Origin of the sequence: Mycobacterium innocens, from assembly GCF_900566055.1 — a bacterium.
Classification (GTDB): Bacteria; Actinomycetota; Actinomycetes; order Mycobacteriales; family Mycobacteriaceae; genus Mycobacterium; species Mycobacterium innocens.
The window spans coordinates 1-20,180 of the sequence record NZ_UPHQ01000007.1; the positions used below are offsets into that span (position 1 = coordinate 1).

At 67.2% G+C, this 20,180-nt stretch carries 14 protein-coding genes and 2 pseudogenes; 7 read left to right on the forward strand and 9 right to left on the reverse strand.

Annotated features, from left to right (window positions below):
* The 3 genes and pseudogenes from EET03_RS31010 to EET03_RS01150 all read right to left on the reverse strand — a co-directional run.
* Positions 1-833: pseudogene (locus EET03_RS31010) on the reverse strand (PGRS repeat-containing protein); the annotation flags it as partial.
* A gap of 62 nt (positions 834-895) precedes the next feature.
* Positions 896-1,205, reverse strand: a pseudogene (locus tag EET03_RS33245) (PE family protein); the annotation flags it as partial.
* A gap of 146 nt (positions 1,206-1,351) precedes the next feature.
* On the reverse strand, positions 1,352-1,990 hold the full coding sequence (locus tag EET03_RS01150) for a TetR/AcrR family transcriptional regulator (protein ID WP_099193896.1): 639 nt from the start codon (positions 1,988-1,990) through the stop codon (positions 1,352-1,354).
* 308 nt (positions 1,991-2,298) lie between these two features.
* Between EET03_RS01150 and EET03_RS01155 the strand changes: the two genes are divergently transcribed.
* The gene (locus tag EET03_RS01155) at positions 2,299-3,111 is read left to right on the forward strand and encodes a crotonase/enoyl-CoA hydratase family protein (protein ID WP_075542154.1); all 813 of its coding nucleotides are present in this window, start codon (positions 2,299-2,301) and stop codon (positions 3,109-3,111) included.
* A gap of 69 nt (positions 3,112-3,180) precedes the next feature.
* On the opposite strand, the gene EET03_RS01160 is transcribed toward EET03_RS01155, so the two are convergent.
* Both EET03_RS01160 and EET03_RS01165 read right to left on the reverse strand, forming a co-directional pair.
* The gene (locus tag EET03_RS01160; RefSeq protein ID WP_075542155.1) at positions 3,181-4,650 is read right to left on the reverse strand and encodes an aldehyde dehydrogenase; all 1,470 of its coding nucleotides are present in this window, start codon (positions 4,648-4,650) and stop codon (positions 3,181-3,183) included.
* Between the two features lie 44 nt (positions 4,651-4,694).
* Positions 4,695-5,492: a class I SAM-dependent methyltransferase gene (locus EET03_RS01165; protein ID WP_075542156.1), complete on the reverse strand. Its 798-nt coding sequence runs from the start codon at positions 5,490-5,492 to the stop codon at positions 4,695-4,697.
* A gap of 210 nt (positions 5,493-5,702) precedes the next feature.
* Here EET03_RS01165 and EET03_RS01170 point away from each other — a divergent pair, with 210 nt between their 5' ends.
* Positions 5,703-6,866 (forward strand): glycosyltransferase family 4 protein, encoded by a 1,164-nt coding sequence (locus tag EET03_RS01170; protein ID WP_075542157.1) that lies wholly within the window; start codon positions 5,703-5,705, stop codon positions 6,864-6,866.
* Positions 6,867-6,876: 10 nt separating this feature from the next.
* Here the strand turns inward: EET03_RS01170 and EET03_RS01175 are convergent, their stop codons facing one another.
* Entirely contained in the window at positions 6,877-8,601 is a 1,725-nt protein-coding gene (locus EET03_RS01175; RefSeq protein ID WP_075542158.1) for an MmpA family trehalose lipid delivery protein, read from the reverse strand.
* 9 nt (positions 8,602-8,610) lie between these two features.
* A complete protein-coding gene (gene pgfA / locus EET03_RS01180; RefSeq protein ID WP_075542159.1) occupies positions 8,611-9,894 on the reverse strand; it encodes a cell envelope lipid trafficking protein PgfA in 1,284 nt (427 codons plus the stop codon).
* Positions 9,895-10,082: 188 nt separating this feature from the next.
* Here pgfA and EET03_RS01185 point away from each other — a divergent pair, with 188 nt between their 5' ends.
* Positions 10,083-11,252, forward strand: a complete 1,170-nt coding sequence (locus EET03_RS01185) for an acyltransferase family protein (RefSeq protein WP_075542197.1) — start codon at positions 10,083-10,085, stop codon at positions 11,250-11,252.
* Positions 11,253-11,261: 9 nt separating this feature from the next.
* Here the strand turns inward: EET03_RS01185 and EET03_RS01190 are convergent, their stop codons facing one another.
* Positions 11,262-12,242 (reverse strand): phosphotriesterase family protein, encoded by a 981-nt coding sequence (locus EET03_RS01190; protein ID WP_063470385.1) that lies wholly within the window; start codon positions 12,240-12,242, stop codon positions 11,262-11,264.
* 137 nt (positions 12,243-12,379) lie between these two features.
* On the opposite strand from EET03_RS01190, the gene EET03_RS01195 reads away from it, so the two are divergent.
* Positions 12,380-14,098 (forward strand): acyl-CoA dehydrogenase family protein, encoded by a 1,719-nt coding sequence (locus EET03_RS01195; RefSeq protein ID WP_075542161.1) that lies wholly within the window; start codon positions 12,380-12,382, stop codon positions 14,096-14,098.
* Positions 14,099-14,277: 179 nt separating this feature from the next.
* Positions 14,278-14,949 carry a TetR/AcrR family transcriptional regulator gene (locus tag EET03_RS01200; protein WP_063470383.1) on the forward strand — a complete coding sequence of 224 codons (672 nt, stop codon included), beginning with the start codon at positions 14,278-14,280 and terminating at the stop codon, positions 14,947-14,949.
* 66 nt (positions 14,950-15,015) lie between these two features.
* Here EET03_RS01200 and EET03_RS01205 read toward each other — a convergent pair whose 3' ends face one another.
* Positions 15,016-16,389: an NADP-dependent succinic semialdehyde dehydrogenase gene (locus EET03_RS01205; RefSeq protein ID WP_075542162.1), complete on the reverse strand. Its 1,374-nt coding sequence runs from the start codon at positions 16,387-16,389 to the stop codon at positions 15,016-15,018.
* A 66-nt stretch (positions 16,390-16,455) separates the two neighbouring features.
* Between EET03_RS01205 and EET03_RS01210 the strand changes: the two genes are divergently transcribed.
* On the forward strand, positions 16,456-18,105 hold the full coding sequence (locus tag EET03_RS01210; protein ID WP_075542163.1) for an acetolactate synthase large subunit: 1,650 nt from the start codon (positions 16,456-16,458) through the stop codon (positions 18,103-18,105).
* A gap of 1,076 nt (positions 18,106-19,181) precedes the next feature.
* On the forward strand, positions 19,182-20,180 hold a 999-nt coding region (locus tag EET03_RS01215), incomplete at its 3' end, for a serine/threonine-protein kinase (RefSeq protein WP_136625622.1).

Sequence of the window (20,180 nt, forward strand, 5' to 3'; positions counted from 1 at the left end):
GTTACGCTCAGGCCGCCTTCCCCGCCGCCGCCGGTGCCGATCAGCCCCCTGGCACCGCCCGCGCCGCCGGCGGCGGCAGCGCCACCGACCCCGCCCTGACCCCCGGCGCCGAACAGTCGCACGCCGCCTCCGGCACCGCCGGCGCCGCCGTCGTCAAGAAGCACTCCCGCACCGCCATCACCGCCGGTCCCACCGGCGCCGTAGAGCAGCCCGACGGTGCCTCCGGCGCCGCCGTTTCCGACGCTCGATCCCAGCTGAACCCCGCCGGCGCCGCCGTCGTCAAGAAGCACTCCCGCACCGCCATCACCGCCGGTCCCACCGGCGCCGTAGACCAGCCCGCCGGTGCCGCCGGCGCCACCCTGGCCGCCGTGCACCGCCGTCAGACCAGTCAGGGAAGTCCCGCCGAAACCCCCGGCTCCGCCGCTGCCGAACAAGCCGATCGCGGCGCCTCCGCTGCCGCCACTGCTGGCAACCCCGGTGCTGGCAAGGCCTGCGACGCCACCTGCGCCACCGTTGCCTCAGAGCAGCCCGCCGGTGCCTCCGGCGCCGCCGTTTCCGACGCTCGATCCCAGCTGAACGCCGCCCGCGCCGCCGATACCTCCGTTGCCGATCAACCCCGCGGGCCCGCCGGCACCGCCGTTTTGTCCCGGTGCCCCGGAGCCGCCGTTGCCGCCGTTGCCCACAAGATCCCACCCGGACCGCCGTCTTGGCCGCTCAACGGCAGCCCGTTGGCGCCATCACCGATCAGCGGGCGGCCCAGGAACGTCATGGTGGGCGCGTTGATCAGGACCAAGCAGGTCCTGGACCGGCGACAAGCCTTGCAGGGTAGCCAGATTCGGCAACGACAGCAGACTTTGCAAAGAGGCCAGGCTGGGTATCGGCAATCCGAGCGGCAGGGTGAGTAGCGACTGCAACGGCACCACGTTGGCGGCCTCGGCGCCGGCATACGATGCCGCGCCGGCCTTTAGCGCCTGCACGAACCGTTGATGAAATGCCTCCGCTTGGGCGCTGAAACCTTGGTAATCCAGGGCATAGCGGCCGAATAGCGCCGCTACGGTCGTCGAGACTTGATCACCGGCGGCTGCCGCCACTTTGGTGGTCTGCGCGGCAGCGGCGGCATTGGCTGCGCTGACGGCCGAAGCGATGTTGTCCAGATCGGTGGCCACCGACATCATGAAGTCCGGTATTGCCAGAACAGCAGCCATGGCGCGCCCTTCCGCCGGCGCCCATTAGTCTCCTATCGCCGAGACCTGGGTGGCCGCCGAGTTATTGGGGGCTGCTCCGAAGTTTATCGGGATTAGGCGCCAGCAAACAGGGTCCGGTGTGCCTCGGGCAATTGTGGGCGCCGCCGTTAATCGCCCGGGCCGTTGTGATTGACGGCAGTACCGCTATTACGAACGAATTCCCTTGAGGAAACTAGGAATTGGAGCTGGTCGCCTACTGTGCGTAACGGCTCGGCGGTACGCGTCGAGCGGCACAGCATGATGGCCCCTTCCAGCGCGGCCACGGACGTCACCGCCAGCGACGCCGCGTCCGACTCGCCAAAACCGTCGGTGATGAACGCTCGAGTCAATGCACTACACCAGCCGTTCAGGATCGCGCCGGCCGCCGTGGACAGCTCGAGTCCGTCGTCGGCCGAGCCCAGCGTGGCCGCGGCCACGGGGCAGCCCGCGGCGAAGTCGCCCTCGGTGAGCAGATGTTGCCAATAATCGACGAACTCGCGCAGCAGCACCCGGGCCCCCCGTTCGGCAGCGTTGTCGATCACGGCGGTGATCGAATCCCCGGCGTAGCGAAGCGCCTCGGTCAGTATCTGATTTCGCCCGTCGGGAAAGTGGTGGTACACCGAGCCGCGTGGGGCGCCGCTGCGCGCGAGCACCGAGTCGATGGTTACCCCGGCCGCGCCACGTTCGCGCAGCACCTGCGCGGCGCTGACCAGCATCTTGTCCCGCGTGCCGCCGCGCTTCTTCGCAGCCGTGCCGGTCGGCGTCATGCGGCGTGCGAGTGGCCGTGACGCGGTACCGGCCAGTGCAGATGGCTTGGGTTGAACCGAAGCGTTCGCCGACGTCTATCGGGCAGTTCGCGGGTGAATCGGAAGCCGGCGATGTTGAGCTCGATGATCCACATGGTTACTCCCGGTGGAAGGTATTGCCTCATGTACCGAGTCACCGGCCACGACTATGTACAAAAGCATAATATGACCGCGCTAGTCGGGGAAGAGCTGATATCCGGCCGCGATTCATCTCGCCGAACGTATTATGTTTTATTGCATACTGCCTTTCTGTGAGGTTCACTAAGCCGATGGCCACTGCTTCCCAGCCCTCCCTGCCCGACCTCGCCACCGTGTCCCTCGAGCGGGACGGCCATGTCCTGATGATCGGCCTGAACCGGCCACATAAACGCAATGCCTTCGACCGGGCGATGCTCGCCGACCTGTCCCGGGCGTACGGGCTGCTGGAATCCGACGACTCGCTGCGCGCCGGGGTGTTGTTCGCCCATGGCGACCACTTCACCGCCGGTCTCGATCTCGTCGACGTCGGTCCCGGCATCGCGAGCGGAGAATTGGCTTTCCCCGACGACGGTCGCGACCCGTGGCGTCTCGATGGTCCGTGGAGCACACCGCTGGTCACCGTCGTGCACGGCTGGTGCATGACGTTGGGCATTGAACTGCTGCTGGCCGCCGACATTCGCATTGCCGCCGCCGGGACCCGGTTCACCCAGCTGGAGGTGCAGCGCGGGATCTACCCCTTTGGCGGGGCGACGATCCGGCTGCCGCGCGAGGCCGGGTGGGGCAATGCCATGCGCTGGCTGCTCACCGGCGAGGAATTCGACGCGGCCGAGGCGCACCGCATCGGGCTGGTCCAGGAGGTGGCCGACGACGCCGCGGCGGCATTGTCCCGGGCGAGCGAGATCGCGCACACCATTGCCGACCGCGCTGCGCCGCTGGGGGTGCGGGCCACGCTGGCGTCGGCGCACCTGGCCCGCCGGCAGGGCGAGGCGGCGGCCATCGAGCGCCTGCGGCCCGACGTCGCGGCCCTGTTCGCCAGCGAGGACGCCGCCGAGGGCGTCCAATCATTCATCGAACGACGGCAGGCCCGGTTCCAGGGCCGGTAGTTGGCCGAGCAGACGCAAAAGCCCCCAAAACAAGCGAGTTTTGGGGGCTTTTGCGTCTGCTCGCCATAGTTACTCGACGGTGTAGCCCATCGGCATCAGCACGCTCTTCTGCTGGGTGAAGTGCTCCACACCTTCCGGTCCGTTCTCGCGGCCGATCCCAGAGTTCTTGTAGCCGCCGAACGGGCAGCAGGGATCGAAGGCGTACCAATTGATTCCGTAGGTGCCGGTGCGGATCTTTTCGGAGATCTCGATACCGTGCGGGATATTGGTGGTCCAGACGCTGCCGGCCAGCCCGTACACCGAGTCGTTGGCGATCTTGATCGCATCTTCTTCGGTGTCGTAGGGGATGATCGACAGCACCGGCCCGAAGATCTCCTCCTGGGCGATCGTCATCTTGTTGTCGACGTCGGCGAAAACCGTTGGCTGCACGAAGAATCCGTTGTCCAGGCCTTCGGGACGGCCACCGCCGCACACCAGCCGCGCGCCCTCTTCGATGCCCTTGGCGATGTATCCCTCCACCCGGGCGCGCTGCTTCTCCGAGATCAGCGGCCCCACTTGCACGGCCGGGTTCGACGGCGGCCCCACCGGCAGTGCCTGCACGAAAGTGCTTACCGCGTCCACGATTTCGTCATACCGGGAGCGCGGCGCCAGAATCCGCGTCTGGTTCACACAGCCCTGCCCGGCGTTCATCACGCCGGAGAACACCATCATCGGGACAGCGCTGGCCAGATCGACGTCTTCGAGCATGATGGCCGCCGATTTGCCGCCCAGCTCCAGCGTGCATGGCTTGAGCAGTTCGGCAGCGCGCTTGCCCACCTCCTTGCCGACGGCCGAGCTGCCGGTGAAGGTGAACATATCGACATCGGGATTGGAGGTCAGCGCCTGGCCGGTCTCGATACCGCCGGGCACCACCGACAGCACCCCTTCCGGCAAACCGGCCTCGGCCAGCAACTCAGCCAAAGCGTTTGCCGTCAAGGGGGTTTCAGCGGCCGGTTTGAGCACCACGGTGCAGCCGGCGAGCAGCGCCGGGCCCAGCTTGTTGATGGCCAGGAACAGCGGCACGTTCCACGCCACGATCGCGCCCACCACACCGACGGGCTCACGATGGACGATGGTCTGGCCGTAGGAGCCGCTGCGGATCTCTCGCCACTTGACCTGGTCGACGGCCTGAGTGGCGAAGAAGTTCAGCGCTCCCATCGAACCCATCCAGTGCATCGTCTCGATGATCGTCGGCGGCTGACCGGTCTCGTCGGCGAGCAGTTTGGTGAACAGCTCCTTGCGCTGTTCCAGCAGCTTGGCCGCGGCGGCCAGCACCGCCGCGCGCTCCTTCGGCGGGGTCGCGGGCCACGGTCCGTTGTCGAACGCCGCCCGGGCCGCGGCAACCGCGGCGTCGACGTCGGCACCGGCCGCCAGCGGCACCTTGCCGACGTACTCGCCGGTGGCCGGGCAGTGCACTTCAATGACTTCGGAGGTCGACGGTTCCGTCCACTTGCCGCCGATGAAAAGTTTGTCGTATTCGGTCGTGTGGCTGTCGCTCATGGCGCCACCCTACCCAAGCCGACGCGAAACGAGAACACGTTCCATTATCGCGGCTGCAGGACCAGCACCAGGTTGCTCACCAAGAACTCCCGCAGCAGCGGCACGGACGTCAGCCACCACGCCCATCGTGGGTGGTAGCGGGGAAATGCGGCGACCGCGGCACCGGTGCTGGCGGCCCACTTCAGACCATCGGCCACCGAGACCGCAAACAACGACGACCCGTAGTTGTTTTTCGCCGGATGGCCGTGTTTTCGGGCATAGCGAGCGGCGGCGCGGGCACCGCCGAGGTAATGGGTTAAACCCATCTCGTGTCCGCCGAACGGGCCGAGCCAGACGGTATAAGAGAGCACGACCAACCCGCCCGGCCTGGTCACCCGCAGCATCTCGGCGCCGAGCTGCCACGGCCGCGGCACGTGTTCGGCGACATTGGAAGACAGGCAGATGTCCACCGAGTCGTCGGCGAATGGCAGTGCCATGCCCGAGGCCCGCACGAAAACGCCCGGAGCGTCGGCGTTTACGGGGCTCGCGGCGTGCATTTCGTCGGGGTCCGGTTCGACACCGATGTAACGGACTCCGGCGCCGGCGAACGCCGAGGCGAAGTATCCGGGACCACCGCCGACATCGAGCAGTGTGCGACCGGTCGGCGGCTCCCCGTGGCCGGCCAGCCAGAGATCACCGACCATCGTCGCGGTGTCGGCCGCCAGGGCGTCGTAGAAGCGTGCCGGGTCGGACTGCTCATAGCGAAACTGTGACAGCAGCCGCAGCGAGCGGGCCAGTGTCGCCCGGCGTGCTACGACATCGGTGACGTGGGAGGCGACGGCCACCGGCCACACCCTACGCATCCGCGCCCACCCGTGCCGGATGATCCGCCAGGGGCTAGTCGGGTCCGCACGAGTGTGTAGCTGTGGCTTTCGGTGTGTGCACACGGCGGCCGGTAGGCCGTGGAGTCGCCATCAGCGCACGTTCAACGCCGCCAGTGCACACTCGCGCGCGGATGGAGGGCACGCCGCCGCGCGGCGGCGCGCATCGTCGCCAGGCTAGGCTGGCGATCGATGTCTGGACTGCGCTCGGTGTTGCTGCTGTGCTGGCGCGATACCGGGCATCCCCAGGGCGGTGGCAGCGAAACCTATTTGCAGCGCATCGGCGCGCAGCTGGTCGCATCCGGTATCGAGGTCACCTTGCGTACCGCCCGCTATCCGGGGGCCCCACGACACGACGTCATCGACGGGGTGCGGATCAGCCGCGCCGGTGGCCGCTATTCGGTGTACGTGTGGGCGCTGGTAGCGATGGCACTGGCGCGGTTCCGGTTGGGGCCGCTGCGCGGGGCGCGGCCGGACGTGGTCGTCGACACCCAAAACGGTCTGCCGTTTCTTGCCCGGCTCTTGTATGGGCGTCGCACGGTGGTGCTGGTCCACCACTGCCATCGCGAGCAGTGGCCGGTGGCCGGTCCGGTGCTCGGTCGGCTGGGCTGGTTCGTCGAGTCGACGTTGTCGCCACGGCTCAACCGGCACAACCAGTACGTGACGGTGTCGTTGCCGTCGGCGCGTGATCTGGTCGCCCTGGGTGTGGACAACGGGCGGATCGCGGTGGTCCGCAACGGACTCGACGAGGCGCCGCCGCAGACGTTGTCCGTCCCGCGCGCGGCCACGCCGCGGGTGGTGGTGCTGTCGCGGCTGGTACCGCACAAGCGGATCGAGGATGCGTTAGAAGCCGTGGCGGAGCTACGGCGACGAAACTCGGGAATACCGGGTCTGCACCTCGACGTGGTCGGCGGCGGCTGGTGGCAGCAGCGACTCGTCGACCACGCGAATCGGCTCGGCATTTCCGACGCGGTGACCTTCCATGGTCACGTCGACGACCTCACCAAACACCATGTGCTGCAAAGCTCTTGGGTGCACCTGCTGCCGTCGCGCAAGGAGGGGTGGGGTTTGGCGGTGGTCGAGGCGGCCCAGCACAGCGTGCCCACGGTCGGGTATCGATCCTCCGGCGGTCTGTCCGACTCGATCATCGACGGGGTGACCGGCATCCTGGTCGACAGCCGCCGCGAACTGGTGGACCGGCTCGAACAACTGCTCTCCGATCCGATATTGCGCGACCAACTCGGCGTCAAGGCGCAAGTGCGTAGCGGCGAATTCTCTTGGCAACAAAGCGCCGACGCCATGCGGGTGGTGCTCGAAACGGTGCTGGCCGGCGAGTTCGTCAGCGGCGTGGTGTAAACCGCGAGACTTAATCCTCTGCGATCCGCGCCGGCGTGTCATCGCCTCTGGTTATGTGTCGGCGCACCCAACAACCGGCCACGCCTGCCCCGCCCACCAGCAGCAGCCAAAGCCATGCCCAATGCGCAATCATTGTCGCTCGAAGGCGCGCAGCAGGGACACCGCCGCCCGAGCCGCCGATGCGGTACAGAGCCAACTCGCCGTCACGGTAGGCCGGCGTCAGCCGGTCGAGCGTGCGCGCGGCCGCACCCATGTCGCCGGCGCTGTCCGATTCGACGACCACCCACCCCACCCCGGCCCGGGCCAATGCCGAGGGATCGGGCCCGGCCAGAAGCAACTCCTGCACCGCTCGGGCGTGAGCGCCGTCCCCGGGAACCGTCACCCGGGAAATGACCAGATCACCCGTCGTCAGCACGTCGGCGCGAACCCAGCGGGGCAGCGGATCGAGCACCGGAGCCGAACCCGACCAGGAAAAGCGCCGCATGGTGCCGGCGGGCAAGACCACCACAGGCCCCGGCTCACGGTTGATCGCCGCCGCGACGGCCGCCCACCCCGACGGGTAGTGCACGGGTGTGACCCTGCCCCACACGCCCCACGCCAGGTCCGGCAACGCCAAGACGAGTGCCACACAGCAGACCAACCCCGCCACGGCAGGCCGCCACCAACGTGCCAGCGTCACCACCGCCTCAGCGCCGCACACCGTGTAACCCGGCATCGCCAGCGCCACCCACTTCTGCCCGTCCCGCAACACGCCCAGCCCGGGCGCCGCGTCAACCACCGCGGTCAGCACATGCAGTCCCGGGCCGGTCGCCAATCCCGCCGGCGCCAGCACCGATACCGCCGCCAGCACCAACAGCGGCACCGCTGTCGCCCGACGCCGCGCCGCGGGAAGTCCGACCGCTACCACGGTCAGCAGCACCGCGGCCGAGACCAACACGAAAAGCGTTGTGCGCGAACCGGGTACGGCCTCGCCATTCCAAATCCCGCCGAGACTGGCCAGGCTGGCGAGCGTGCCCAGGCCGGGTTCGGCACGCGGCGCGAACGCGCTGACACCCAGTTCGTTCGCCGCGGTGTGGCTGGCCAACGACGACCCCAGGGCCGACGCCGTCAGCCACGGCAGCGCGCCGACCACCGCAAATCCCAATCCCGTTGCGGCGCAAAGCCAACGGGGCCGGCCGTCACCGGGAGCCGCCACACAGGTCAGGGCAACCGTCGCGGCGAGCAGCAACCCGGTCGGGGTCAGCCCGGCCAGCGCGATCCAGAACGCCAGGGCGAAAAAACCGGACCGGCCCGCACCGCGGCGCAACCCCAGCATCGCCGTGGAAACCCACGGCAGGCAGCCGTAACCGAGTAACAGGCTCCAATGCCCCTGCAAGAGTCGTTCGGCGACATAGGGATTCCAGATCGCGATCGTGATCGCGACGAACTGGCCACCGGCTCCGGCTGTCGGCAGCACCGTCGCCACCAGGTGGGCCGCTCCCCAGCCCGCGAACCAGAGGCCCAGGAGCAACAATGCCTTCACCACCATGCCGCCGTCGACCAGATGCGACGCCAGCGCCACCGCAAAATCCTGCGGCGTCGCCCGGGGTGCCGCGGTCAACCCGAGGGCGGTGTCGGACAGGTATGACCGTGGGGTGGACACCGCGTCGCGCAATAGCAGATATCCGGGTCGCAGTAGCGGCAGCAGCACCAGCAGCGCCAGAGCCAACGCATAGCCCGGTCGCAACCAGCGCACGTCGGCGCGTTAAGTCCGTTCCGCGGGCGGAGGCTCAGGCGGTCCGGATTCCGGTGGTGGCTCGGTCGAGGCCGACGGGGGCGACTCCGACGTGGGCGCGGCCGGGTCGGCCGGCAATTCGGGACGCTGGGTAGGCAGTTTCTCGGTCTCGGCTTCGGCTCCGGGCACAGGTTCTTCCAGCCCGGCGCGCCGGAAGTAGTCGGTGTCGTCGCGGTCGAGGCCGGGCTCCGTCAGGGCGCTTTCGGTGCGCAGGCTGAAGGACGCGAGCAGGCCACCACCGACCAGCGCGATCAAGCCGACGGCAGTGAAGGTGATCGGCAATACCCGCGACCACAGCGCCAGCCGGTCGCGCTCGTCGCGCGCGGTGTTCACCTGGGATTCGACGGTCTCTTCGGTGGACGTGACCTTGTAGTCGGCGAGCGTCACCTCGGGCTTCATCGCCTCGCGGGCGTAGTAGTGATAGGCGCGTTCGGTTTCCTTGACGATGGTGCCGGTCACCGGGTCCACCCAGAAGGTTCGCTGCGCGGCGTAGTAGCGGTTCATCGTGATCTGCTCGCCCGGTTCGCCGGGAACACCCCACATCGCCGCGGTCGTGGTGATCTTGCCGTCCTCGTCACCGGCATACAGCGACGGGTACTTGATCGGTGCCACCAACTTCCCGTCGGAGCCGTAGCCCACGTTCTGTGTGAAGCGGTAGGTGGTTAAGCCGTTGACGTCCTCTGGGCTGTCGTAGTTGGCGTCGAACGCCTTCTGCGCGATCGGATCGAAGTACGGGTAGGACTTCTTCTCGGTGTGAAACGGGAAGCGGTAGGCCAGCCCTTCGTGGCGCAGCGGGATGGCGGTCGGCGGGCTTTCGTCGTTGAGACCGCGCGGCTTCTGGACCGCGCCGCCGGTGTGGGTGTCGTCGGAGACGGCCATCGCCGTCTTGCGGTTGAGGGTGACGGTGTCGACGATCGCCAGCAGCAGACCGGTGTCCTTCTGCTTGTCGGTACGCCGCACCGAGGTGCCGACCTGCAGGGTGACCACATCGGCGTTGGCCGGCGATTCGACGGTGACCTGCTGTTGGGACACCAGTGGCACGTTCTGGTTGACCACGACGTGATCACCGGACAAAGATGCCGAGTCGAGCGCCGATCCGGTGCCCTGCCTGATCAGCGTGGCATCGATATCCAGCGGGATCTTGGCGATCCTGCTGCTGGTGTAGGTGGACAGCAGCAGCGCGGCCATCAGCAGAGCGGCTCCGAGCCCGATCGTCCCTAATGCGGCCATCCGCAACATGACTGCTCGGTTCACGTTGCCGTGACCTCCTTCTCAGACCGACCATGGACTCGTCAGTTGCGATCCGCTCCGACCTGACCATGCAGCGAGGCAAAACCCGTTTGACCCTAACAGCAGAACGCATTGCCCCGGGCTGCCTACCTGTCCCCACGTCGCCGGTGTACCCGGTGTACCCCATTCCCGCCTCGGCGCACGGGCACACTGTGGTGGTGACCGATAGCCAGCGGGTGGGCGGGACGCGCAGCTTCCTGCCCGCCGTCGAGGGTATGCGCGCGTGCGCGGCCATCGGCGTGGTCGTCACCCATGCCGCATTCCAGACCGGGCACTCGAGCGGTGTCACCGGCCGGCTGTTCGGCCGGTTCGATCTGGCCGTGGCGGTGTTTTTCGCGCTGTCGGGATTCCTGCTGTGGCGCGGGCACGCGGCCGCGGCGCGAGACTCCGGACCACGCCCGCGTACGGGTCACTATCTGCGATCGCGGGCGGTCCGCATCATGCCGGCCTACGTAGTGGCCGTGGTCGTCATCCTGTCCCTGCTGCCCGACGCCGATCACGCCAGCCCGACGGTGTGGCTGGCCAACCTGACGCTCACCCAGATCTATGTGCCGCTCACCTTGACCGGCGGCCTGACCCAGATGTGGAGCTTGTCCGTCGAGGTCGCCTTCTACCTGGCGCTACCCGTGCTCGCCTTGCTGGCCCGCCGCATTCCGGTCGGCGCGCGGGTGCCGGCGGTCGGGTCACTCGGGGTGGTCAGTTGGGCCTGGGCGTGGATACCCGTGCACACCGATTCCGGGCTCAACCCGCTGAACTGGCCACCGGCGTTTTTCTCGTGGTTCGCCGCGGGAATGCTGCTGGCCGAGTGGGCCCACAGCCCGGTCGGGTTGCCGCACCGGCTGGCGCGCCGCCGGGTGGTCATGGCCGTGGTGGCGGTGCTGGCCTATCTGGTGGCGGCGTCACCACTGGCGGGTCCGGCGGGCTTGGTCCAGGGCACGTCGACCCAATTCGCGGTCAAGACCGCAATGGGCGCACTGGTGGCGTTGACGTTGGTCGCGCCCCTGGTGTTGGACCGGCCCGACACGTCGCACCGGCTGCTCGGCAGTACCGGGATGGTGACCCTGGGACGTTGGTCCTATGGCTTGTTCATCTGGCACCTGGCCGCCCTGGACATGGTGTTCCCGGTGCTCGGCATCTTCCCATTCACCGGCCACCTGCCGGCGGTGCTGGCGTTGACGCTGGTCTTCGGTTTCGCCATCGCCGCGGTGAGCTACGCGCTGGTCGAGTCGCCCTGCCGGGAAGCGTTGCGCCGCTGGGAGAAACGCACCAAGCACATCGGGCCGCAGGACGTCGACCGGGAAGCGGACGCGATCGCGCCGTGAGTACCCGGGCTACTCGTAGCCGCCCTGCCGCTCGAAAATGCGGCGCGGGTTGTCGACGAGCATGGTGTGCAGCTGCTCGTCGGTGACACCGCGCTGCTTCAAAGCGGGGATGACGTCGTTGTGGATGTGCAGGTAATTCCAGTTTGGGGCGGCGACCGGGAGCAGCGCTTCCGGCAGCGCGTCGAAGTAGCAACTGGCGTCGTGGGAGAGCACCATCTTGTCGGCGTGGCCGCGCTCGCACATCTGCGCCACGATGTTCACCCGATCCTCGAACGGCAGGATGACGTCGAGGCCGAACCGGTCCATCCCCAGGTAGGAGCCGGCGGCGACGAGCTCTTCCAGGTAGCCGACGTCGGTGCTGTCGCCCGAGTGTCCGATGACCACCCGGCTCAGGTCGACGCCCTCCTCTTCGAAGATGCGCTGCTGCTCCAGCCCGCGGCGCAACCCGGCGTGGGTGTGGGTGGAAATCGGCACCCCGGTGCGCTTGTGTGCCTGCGCGACGGCGCGCAACACCCGCTCGACGCCGGGGGTGATGCCGGGTTCGTCGGTGGCGCACTTGAGAATGCCGGCCTTGATACCGGTGTCGGCGATGCCCTGCTCGATGTCGCGTACGAACAGGTCGGTCATCGTCTCCGGGCCGTCGAGCTGCGTGCCCGGTCCGAGATAGTGGAAACAGAACGGCACGTCGTTGTAGGTGTACAAGCCCGTGGCGACGACGATGTTCAGCTCGGTCTGCGCGGCCACCCGGGCGATGCGCGGGATATAGCGGCCCAGGCCGATCACCGTCAGGTCGACGATGGTGTCCACGCCCCGAGACTTCAACTCGTTGAGCCGGGCGACCGCATCTGCCACCCGCTTGTCCTCGTCTCCCCAGGCTTCGGGATAGTTCTGCACGACTTCGGTGGTCATGATGAACACGTGCTCGTGCATGAGCGTGACGCCGAGATCAGCGGTATCGATCGGCCCGCGCGCGGTATTGAGTTCTGACACGTAGCTGATGCTAAGTCGCAACGCCGGTCAGCCGACAGTGCCGATTTCTCGGCACTTATAACAACGACGGCGGTAGTGCAGTACGGTCTACCCGCGTGCATTTCCGAACACATTCGAACCGCCCGGGAGCCACCCTCATGCTGCTCAATCCCAACCGCCTGCAACGCAAATATCCCGACCAGCGTTCGGCGGAGATCATGCAGGCCACCGTCGACTTCTTCGAGTCCCGGGGAAAGGCGCGCCTCAAGCACGACGACCACGAGCGGGTGTGGTACTCGGACTTTCTGGACCACATCGGGCGGGAACGGATCTTCGCTTCACTGCTGACCCCGTCCGAATACGGCGCCGACGACTGTCGCTGGGACACCTACCGGATCAGCGAGTTCGCCGAGATCGTCGGCTTCTACGGGCTGAGCTACTGGTACCCGTTCCAGGTGACGGCCCTGGGCCTGGGCCCGATCTGGATGAGCGACAACGAGGACGCCAAGCGCAAGGCCGCCGCCCAGCTGGAACAGGGCGAGGTGTTCGCGTTCGGGCTGTCGGAGCAATCCCACGGCGCCGACGTCTACCAGACCGACATGATCCTGACGCCCGCAAAAGATGATGGGCACGGCTGGGTCGCTAACGGCGAGAAGTACTACATCGGTAACGCCAACGTCGCCCGGATGGTCTCCACCTTCGGCAAGATCGCGGGGTCCTCGGGCAACCCTGACGAGTACGTCTTCTTCGCCGCCGACTCTCGGCACGACCGCTACGAGCTGAAGAAGAACGTGGTCAACTCCCAGAACTACGTGGCGAACTACGCGCTGCGCGATTATCCGGTCACCGAGGCCGACCTGCTGCACCGTGGGATGGGCGCCTTCCACGCCGCGCTCAACACCGTCAACGTGTGCAAGTACAACCTGGGCTGGGGTGCCGTCGGCATGTGCACCCACGCCATGTACGAGGCGATCACCCACGCCGCCAACCGGCACCTGTACGGCACCGTCGTCACCGACTTCAGTCACGTGCGCCGGCTGCTGACCGACGCCTATGCGCGGCTGGTCGCGATGCGCCTGGTGGCCACCCGGGCCAGCGACTACATGCGCAGCGCGTCGGCGGACGACCGTCGCTACCTGTTGTACAGCCCGCTCACCAAGGCCAAGGTCACCAGCGAGGGCGAGCGCGTCATCATCGCCCTGTGGGACGTCATCGCGGCCAAGGGCGTGGAGAAGGACACCTTCTTCGAGACCGTGGCCCGCGAAATCGGGCTGCTGCCGCGGCTGGAGGGCACCGTCCACATCAACATCGGGCTGCTCGGCAAGTTCATGCCCAACTACCTGTTCGCCCCCGACGCCGCGCTACCGCTGATCTCGCGCCGGGACGACGCCGCCGACGATACCTTCCTGTTCAACCAGGGCCCGACCGGCGGCCTGGGCAAGGTGCGCTTCCACAATTGGCGGGCGTCCTTCGACAGCTACGCCCATCTACCCAATGTCGCGCTGCTGCGCGAGCAGGTCGGCGTGCTCGCCGAGATGCTGGCATCGGCAACCCCGGATGCCGCCCAGCAAAAGGACATCGACTTCGCGTTCGGGGTGGGACAGCTCTTTGCGACGGTGCCCTACGGCCAGCTCATCCTGGAGGAGGCCCCGCTGTCGGGTGTGGACGAGGCGCTGATCGACGAGATCTTCTGCTTGCTGGTCCGCGACTTCAACAGCTATGCCGTTGAGCTCAACGACAAGTCGGCCACCACGGACGAGCAGGCGCGGTTCGCCATGCGGATGATCCGCCGTCCCGTCCATGACCCGGCGCGCTACGACCGGATCTGGAAGGAACACGTGCTGCCGCTCAACGGCGCGTACGAGATGCGACCCTGATTGGCGGACGCATCGCTTCGGGCCAGACGCTTACCCAAATCCCGCTGAGGCGTGGCCGGTAGCTCTCCGACGGTGTTGGCCGGTGGGCTCCGGCTGGTCGTGCTGAGCCGAGCCCGGCGCACTTGACTATGACGCACCTCACACTAGAATGACCAGTGGTCATCGATGCGAGGAGGCGTATGCCGACGGTGACATGGGCGCGCGTCGACCCGGCTCGCCGGGCGGCAATCGTGGAAGCCGCCGAGGCCGAGTTCGGTGCGCACGGGTTTTCCAACGGCAGCCTGAACGTCATCGCACGGCGCGCGGGGGTCGCCAAGGGAAGCCTGTTCCAGTACTTTGCCGACAAGCGGGACCTATACGCGTTCATCGCCGACATCGGCAGCCAGCGGGTGCGCTCCTACATGGAGAACCTCATCCGCGAGCTCGATCCCAGCCGGCCGTTCTTCGAATTTCTCACCGACCTGCTCGACGGCTGGGTCGCCTACTACGCCGAACACCCCCGCGAACGTGCCCTTCATGCCGCGGCGACGCTGGAGGTCGACACCGACGCCCGCATCAGCGTGCGGAGCGTCATTCATCGTCATTACCTGGAAGTGCTGCGGCCGTTGGTACGCGATGCGCAGAACCGTGGTGACTTGCGCGCCGACGCCGACATCGACGTGTTGTTGTCCCTGCTGCTGCTGATCTTTCCGCACTTGGCGCTGGCGCCCTACATGCGCGGTCTGGACCCCGTGCTGGGGCTCGACGAACCCACGCCCGAGCAGCCGGCGCTGGCCGTGCGCCGGCTGGTCGCCGTGCTGGCGGCGGCGTTCTCCCCGAAACTCACCACGCAACCTCAACAGGTCACGTGAGCAGACGCAAAATCGCCCAAAACAAAGGCGTTTTGGGCGATTTTGCGTCTGCTCGCCAGCCAACAGTTAGCCGACCCAGACGGCTTTGGCGTTGCAGAACTCGCGGATCCCGTGTCCGGAAAGTTCCCGGCCGTAGCCGGACCGCTTGATGCCGCCGAACGGCAATTCCGGGTAGGACACCGTCATACCGTTGATGAAGACCTGCCCGGCCTCGATCTCGTCGACGAAGCGCTGTTGCTCGGCCTCGTCGCGGGTCCAGGCGTTGGACCCCAGCCCGAAGGTCGTGGCGTTGGCGATCTGAATCGCTTCGTCGATGTCGGCGGCCCGGTACACCGAGGCGACGGGGCCGAAGACCTCCTCGGTGTAGAGCGCCATGTCCTTGGTGATGTCGGTGATCACCGTCGGGGGGTAGAACCAGCCCGGCCGGTCCGGGGATTTACCGCCGCAGCGGATCACCGCGCCGGCCGCCGCGGCGTCGTCGACCTGTTTGGCGATCTCGTTGCGGCCCGACTCGGTGGCCAGCGGACCCACGTCGGTGTCCGGGTCGGTCGGGTCACCGACCCGCAGCGCAGCCATCCGCTCGACGAACTTGTCGACGAAGGCGTCGTAGATGTCGGCGTGCGCGATGAACCGCTTTGCGGCGATGCAGGATTGGCCGTTGTTCTGCACCCGGGCGGTGACGGCCGTCTTGACCGCCTCGTCCAGGTCGGCCGACGGCATCACGATGAACGGGTCGCTGCCGCCGAGCTCGAGCACGGTGGGTTTGATCTCGTCACCGGCGATGGCGCCCACCGATTGGCCGGCCGGTTCGCTGCCGGTCAACGTGGCCGCGGCCACCCGCGGATCCCGCAGGATGTCTTCCACCGCGCTGGACGGGACCAGCAACGTCTGGAAGCAGCCGTCGGGGAACCCGCCACGGGCGATGACGTCGGCGAGATACAACGCGCACTGCGGCACGTTCGACGCGTGCTTCAACAGACCCACGTTGCCGGCCATCAGGGCGGGCGCGGCGAACCGGACCGCCTGCCACAGCGGGAAGTTCCAGGGCATCACGGCCAGCACCACCCCCAGCGGTTGATAGCGGGTGTAGGCGCTGGCGGCCCCGACCTTCGTCGCGTCGATCGGCTCGTCGGCGAGCAGCGCTTCGGTGTTCTCGGCGTAGTAGCGAAATCCCTTGGCGCACTTGAGCACCTCGGCCTTCGCCGAGGCCAGCGTCTTGCCCATTTCGAGCGTCATCACCGCCGCGGTCCGGTCGGCCTCGGCCTCGAGCAGGTCGGCGGTGGCGTTGGCCCATTGGGCGCGTTGCGCGTAGCTGGTGTGGCGGTAGTCGGCGAACCGCTCATAGGCGCGCGCGATCGCGGCGTCGACTTCTTCGCGGGTCGCCGGGGTGAAGGTCTTGACGGTCTCTCCGGTGGCGGGGTTGATCGTGGCGATGGGCACGGTGACATCCTCTGCTGGTGGTCTAGCGGAAGGTTCCCCGCCCAGCCTGCCACTATCGTGGCCAGTGTGACTACCGCCGCCCAGCTCATGGTGAAGTGCCTGGAAAGCGAGGGGGTTTCCGTCGTCTTCGGGATACCGGGTGAGGAGAACATCCGTTTCGTCCAGGCGTTGGCCGCATCGGACATCCGCTATGTGCTCACCCGGCACGAGCAGGCGGCGGCATTCATGGCCGAGATGTACGGCCGGGTCACGGGCCGCGCGGCGGTGGTGTCGACGACGCTGGGGCCGGGCGCGATCAACATGCAGCTCGGCGTCGCGGACGCGACCACCAACAGCACCCCGATGGTCGCGATCTCCGCGCAGGTGGGTCACGACCGGCAGTTCAAGGAATCGCACCAGTACGTCGACCTGGTGTCGATGTTCGCCCCGATCACCCGCTGGGCCGCCGGCGTCCCGACCGCGCGCGCCATACCGGAGATGTTCCGCAAGGCGTTCAAGGTCGCCGAGACCGAACGCCCGGCGGCGGTGTACCTGGCGGTGCCCGAGCATCTGGATGCCGACGCAGCCGACTATTGCGACCTGGGCCCGTTGCCGCGCAATGTGGTGCGCGCCGAAGCGCCGGCGGCCGGTCAGGTGGCACGGGCCGTCGAGATCCTGCGCGTGGCGCGCCGGCCAGTCGTGCTGGCCGGACATGGCGCCGCCCGTGGCGACGCGACCGCGGCGCTGGTCCGCTTCTCCGACGGGCTCGGCGTGCCGGTGGCCAATACGTTCCATGGCAAGGGCGTGATACCCGACGACCACCCCAACAGCATCGGCACGATGGGGTTCATGCGGCACGACTACGTCAACTTCGGGTTCGACGACGCCGACGTCGTGATCGCCGTCGGTTACGAGCTGCAGGAGTTCGACCCCGTCCAAATCAATCCCGACGGCGACAAGAAGATCATTCATGTCCACCGCTTCCCGGCCGAGGTCGACGCGCACTATCCGGTCGACGTGGGGATCATCGGCGACATCAGCGCATCTCTGGATGCGTTGACGGACGCGCTGTCCGGCCACCGCTTCGACTGCGGCACCGACGTGCCCGGTTCCGGCTTACTCGAAGAGGAATTCGCTCGGGGACAACAGGATTCGCGTTTTCCGCTGGCACCGCAACGGGTGGTGGCCGACACCCGGGCGGCGCTCGGGCGTAACGACGTCGTACTGGTCGACACCGGGGCCACCAAGATGTGGATGGCCCGGCTGTACCCGACGTACCAGCGCAACACCTGTCTTATCTCAAATGGCTTGTCCACCATGGGGTTTGCTCTTCCGGGGGCCATCGGTGTCCGGCTGGCCCGGCCGGAGGCCAAGGTGCTGGCCGTCGTCGGCGACGGCGCGTTTATGATGAACTCGCAGGAAATCGAGACCGCCGTCCGGGAGCGGATACCGCTAGTGGTGCTGATCTGGGAAGACGGCGGATACGGGCTCATCGAGTGGAAGATGGACCTCGAACTCGGCGAACACTATTACGTCAAGTTCGGCAATCCCGATGTGGTGAGCTACGCGAAAAGCTTTGGTGCCAAAGGGTATCGCGTCACCAGCGCCGAGGAATTGCTGCCGACACTGAAAACCGCGCTGCAGGACGACGGTGTGTCGCTGATCTCCTGTCCCGTCGACTACTCCGAGAACCTGCGCCTGACGGACCGGCTTGGACAGTTGGACGGCACACTGTAGCTTCAGGCGGCGGCCGGCCCTTCCCGGCATTGAGGCTAGGCGGGGCTTCTGAACACCCGACTCCATCGGAGGCCTGGCCGGAATCGCCCCAACCTGCCGGGCTATCTTCAGCCGAGATATCGCCGGCAACAAGCGGTATCGGCGTTCACCGACAGGTCCTACCAAAAGGCTTGCAGCTCTGCGGAACTTGGGGCAGATGCCTCATGCGCGGACATATTGGCGCCAGGACCATCATATGCATGACCAGCTGCGCCAGCCGGCGGGCACCGACTCTCATCGGCGGCGGAATTGCAGGCCGGAGTCGTTGCAACTCATGAGAAAACGCCAATGACATCGTCACCAACCCAACTGACCTCGTCGTCGACGTCGTCACCTGAAATTCCGAAAGTCAACGCACCCCAGAGAACTCCGCGCTGAGTCGCCGCCTCGTCCCCAGGAGCGGGGCGAGGTGGCGGTCACGGACCGCGCCGAAGGCCGAGTCGACCCCGGCTCGGGAGAATTTTATGGACAACCACTACGACGTCATCATCGTCGGCGGGTGCGTCGCGGGTCGCCTATTGCGCCATCGTCCGAACAGCCCACGCGTGAACCTCTATGTCAGTGCTAATAATTCGTCTCATGACCTGCATGTCGGGTGTGTAGAGGCTGCCCACCCAGCGGCCTAACTCGATGTCCACTCTGAGCAAGGATCCGTCCGCCAGCCGATGATGGCCCGTCCTCATCGTCGAAATCGTGTTCACCGCGCACCTCTTATGCTTATGCAGTGGTTACGGCCACGCCGGCCGCGCTGCCCTGATCATCGGTCCGCAGCCGCCGCGGTCGCCTGGGGCGCCTGCCTCAACTTCGGGCGGCGCGCACGAGGAGCGGTTGCCACTAAGCGCGGCGGCACTCGGCCGAGCCAGTCGGTCGTGACCCCGGCAGATAATGGCGCACGGACTGCCGTATCAAGCACGTGGCGGACACCGCACCGCCTTTCTTGCGTTGGCTCCCATCCCGTTTTCGCCGACCGCAATCGGCGCTAGGGTGTCAGTGTCAGCGGAGCTCAACAGCCTCCCTGGGGAGGATAGTGACCGGCGATGGTCGACGTCGATTCGCACCCGACGCAGCGGGGTCTGGTTCCCGACATCCCCGCGGAACTGCGCGAGGCGGGATTCGACGACGTCGCCGAGATCGGGCGCGGAGGTTTCGGTGTCGTATACCGGTGCGCTCAACCGCTGCTGGACCGCACGGTCGCGGTCAAGGTGCTGACCACCGACCTGGACCCGGAGAACCTCGAGCGTTTCCTGCGGGAGCAGCATGCAATGGGCAAGCTGTCCGGTCACCCCAATATCGTGACCATCCTGCAGGTCGGCACCACGGTGAGCGGCCGCCCGTTCATCGTCATGCCCTACCACGCCAAGAATTCGCTGGAATCGCTGATCCGTAGACACGGGCCGCTGGATTGGGGCGAGACGCTGCGCATCGGCGTGAAGCTCGCGGGCGCACTCGAGGCCGCCCATCGTGCCGGCATCCTGCACCGTGACGTCAAGCCGGCGAACGTCCTGCTGACCGAGTACGGCGAACCGGAGCTGACCGACTTCGGCATCGCCAGGATGTCCGGCGGCTTCCAGACCGCCACCGGGATCATCACCGGCTCGCCGGCGTTCACCGCGCCCGAAGTGCTCGAAGGTAAGGCGCCCACACCGGCGTCGGATCTGTATTCCCTTGGCGCTACTCTGTTTTGCGCGCTGACCGGGCACGCCGCATTCGAGCGCCGCAGCGGTGAGAAGGTCATCGCTCAGTTCCTGCGCATCACGTCGCAGCCGGTACCGGATCTGCGGGAGCACGGACTGCCGACTGACGTGGCCGCGGTCATCGAACGGGCGATGGCGCGCGAACCCGCGGCGCGACCACCGGGTGCGGCGGCGTTCGGCGACGAGCTGCGCGACGTTCAGCGCGCCAGCGGTGTCGCCGTCGACGAGATGGCTCTGCCCGTCGACCTGGGCGTGGAGCGCCGGACGTCGCCGGTGGCTCCCTCGGCGGTGCGGCGGGACACCGGAGCCACGCCGACACCGCCGACGCCGACGACGAAATAC

Bases quoted from the DNA above. Each gene is read 5' to 3' on its own strand.
- EET03_RS01160 (WP_075542155.1), bottom strand. From the start codon at position 4,650: ATGAGCGACAGCCACACGACCGAATACGACAAACTTTTCATCGGCGGC.
- EET03_RS01155 (WP_075542154.1), top strand. From the start codon at position 2,299: ATGGCCACTGCTTCCCAGCCCTCCCTGCCCGACCTCGCCACCGTGTCC.
- EET03_RS01165 (WP_075542156.1), bottom strand. From the start codon at position 5,492: ATGCGTAGGGTGTGGCCGGTGGCCGTCGCCTCCCACGTCACCGATGTC.
- EET03_RS01170 (WP_075542157.1), top strand. From the start codon at position 5,703: ATGTCTGGACTGCGCTCGGTGTTGCTGCTGTGCTGGCGCGATACCGGG.
- EET03_RS01195 (WP_075542161.1), top strand. From the start codon at position 12,380: ATGCTGCTCAATCCCAACCGCCTGCAACGCAAATATCCCGACCAGCGT.
- EET03_RS01200 (WP_063470383.1), top strand. From the start codon at position 14,278: ATGCCGACGGTGACATGGGCGCGCGTCGACCCGGCTCGCCGGGCGGCA.
- EET03_RS01150 (WP_099193896.1), bottom strand. From the start codon at position 1,990: ATGACGCCGACCGGCACGGCTGCGAAGAAGCGCGGCGGCACGCGGGAC.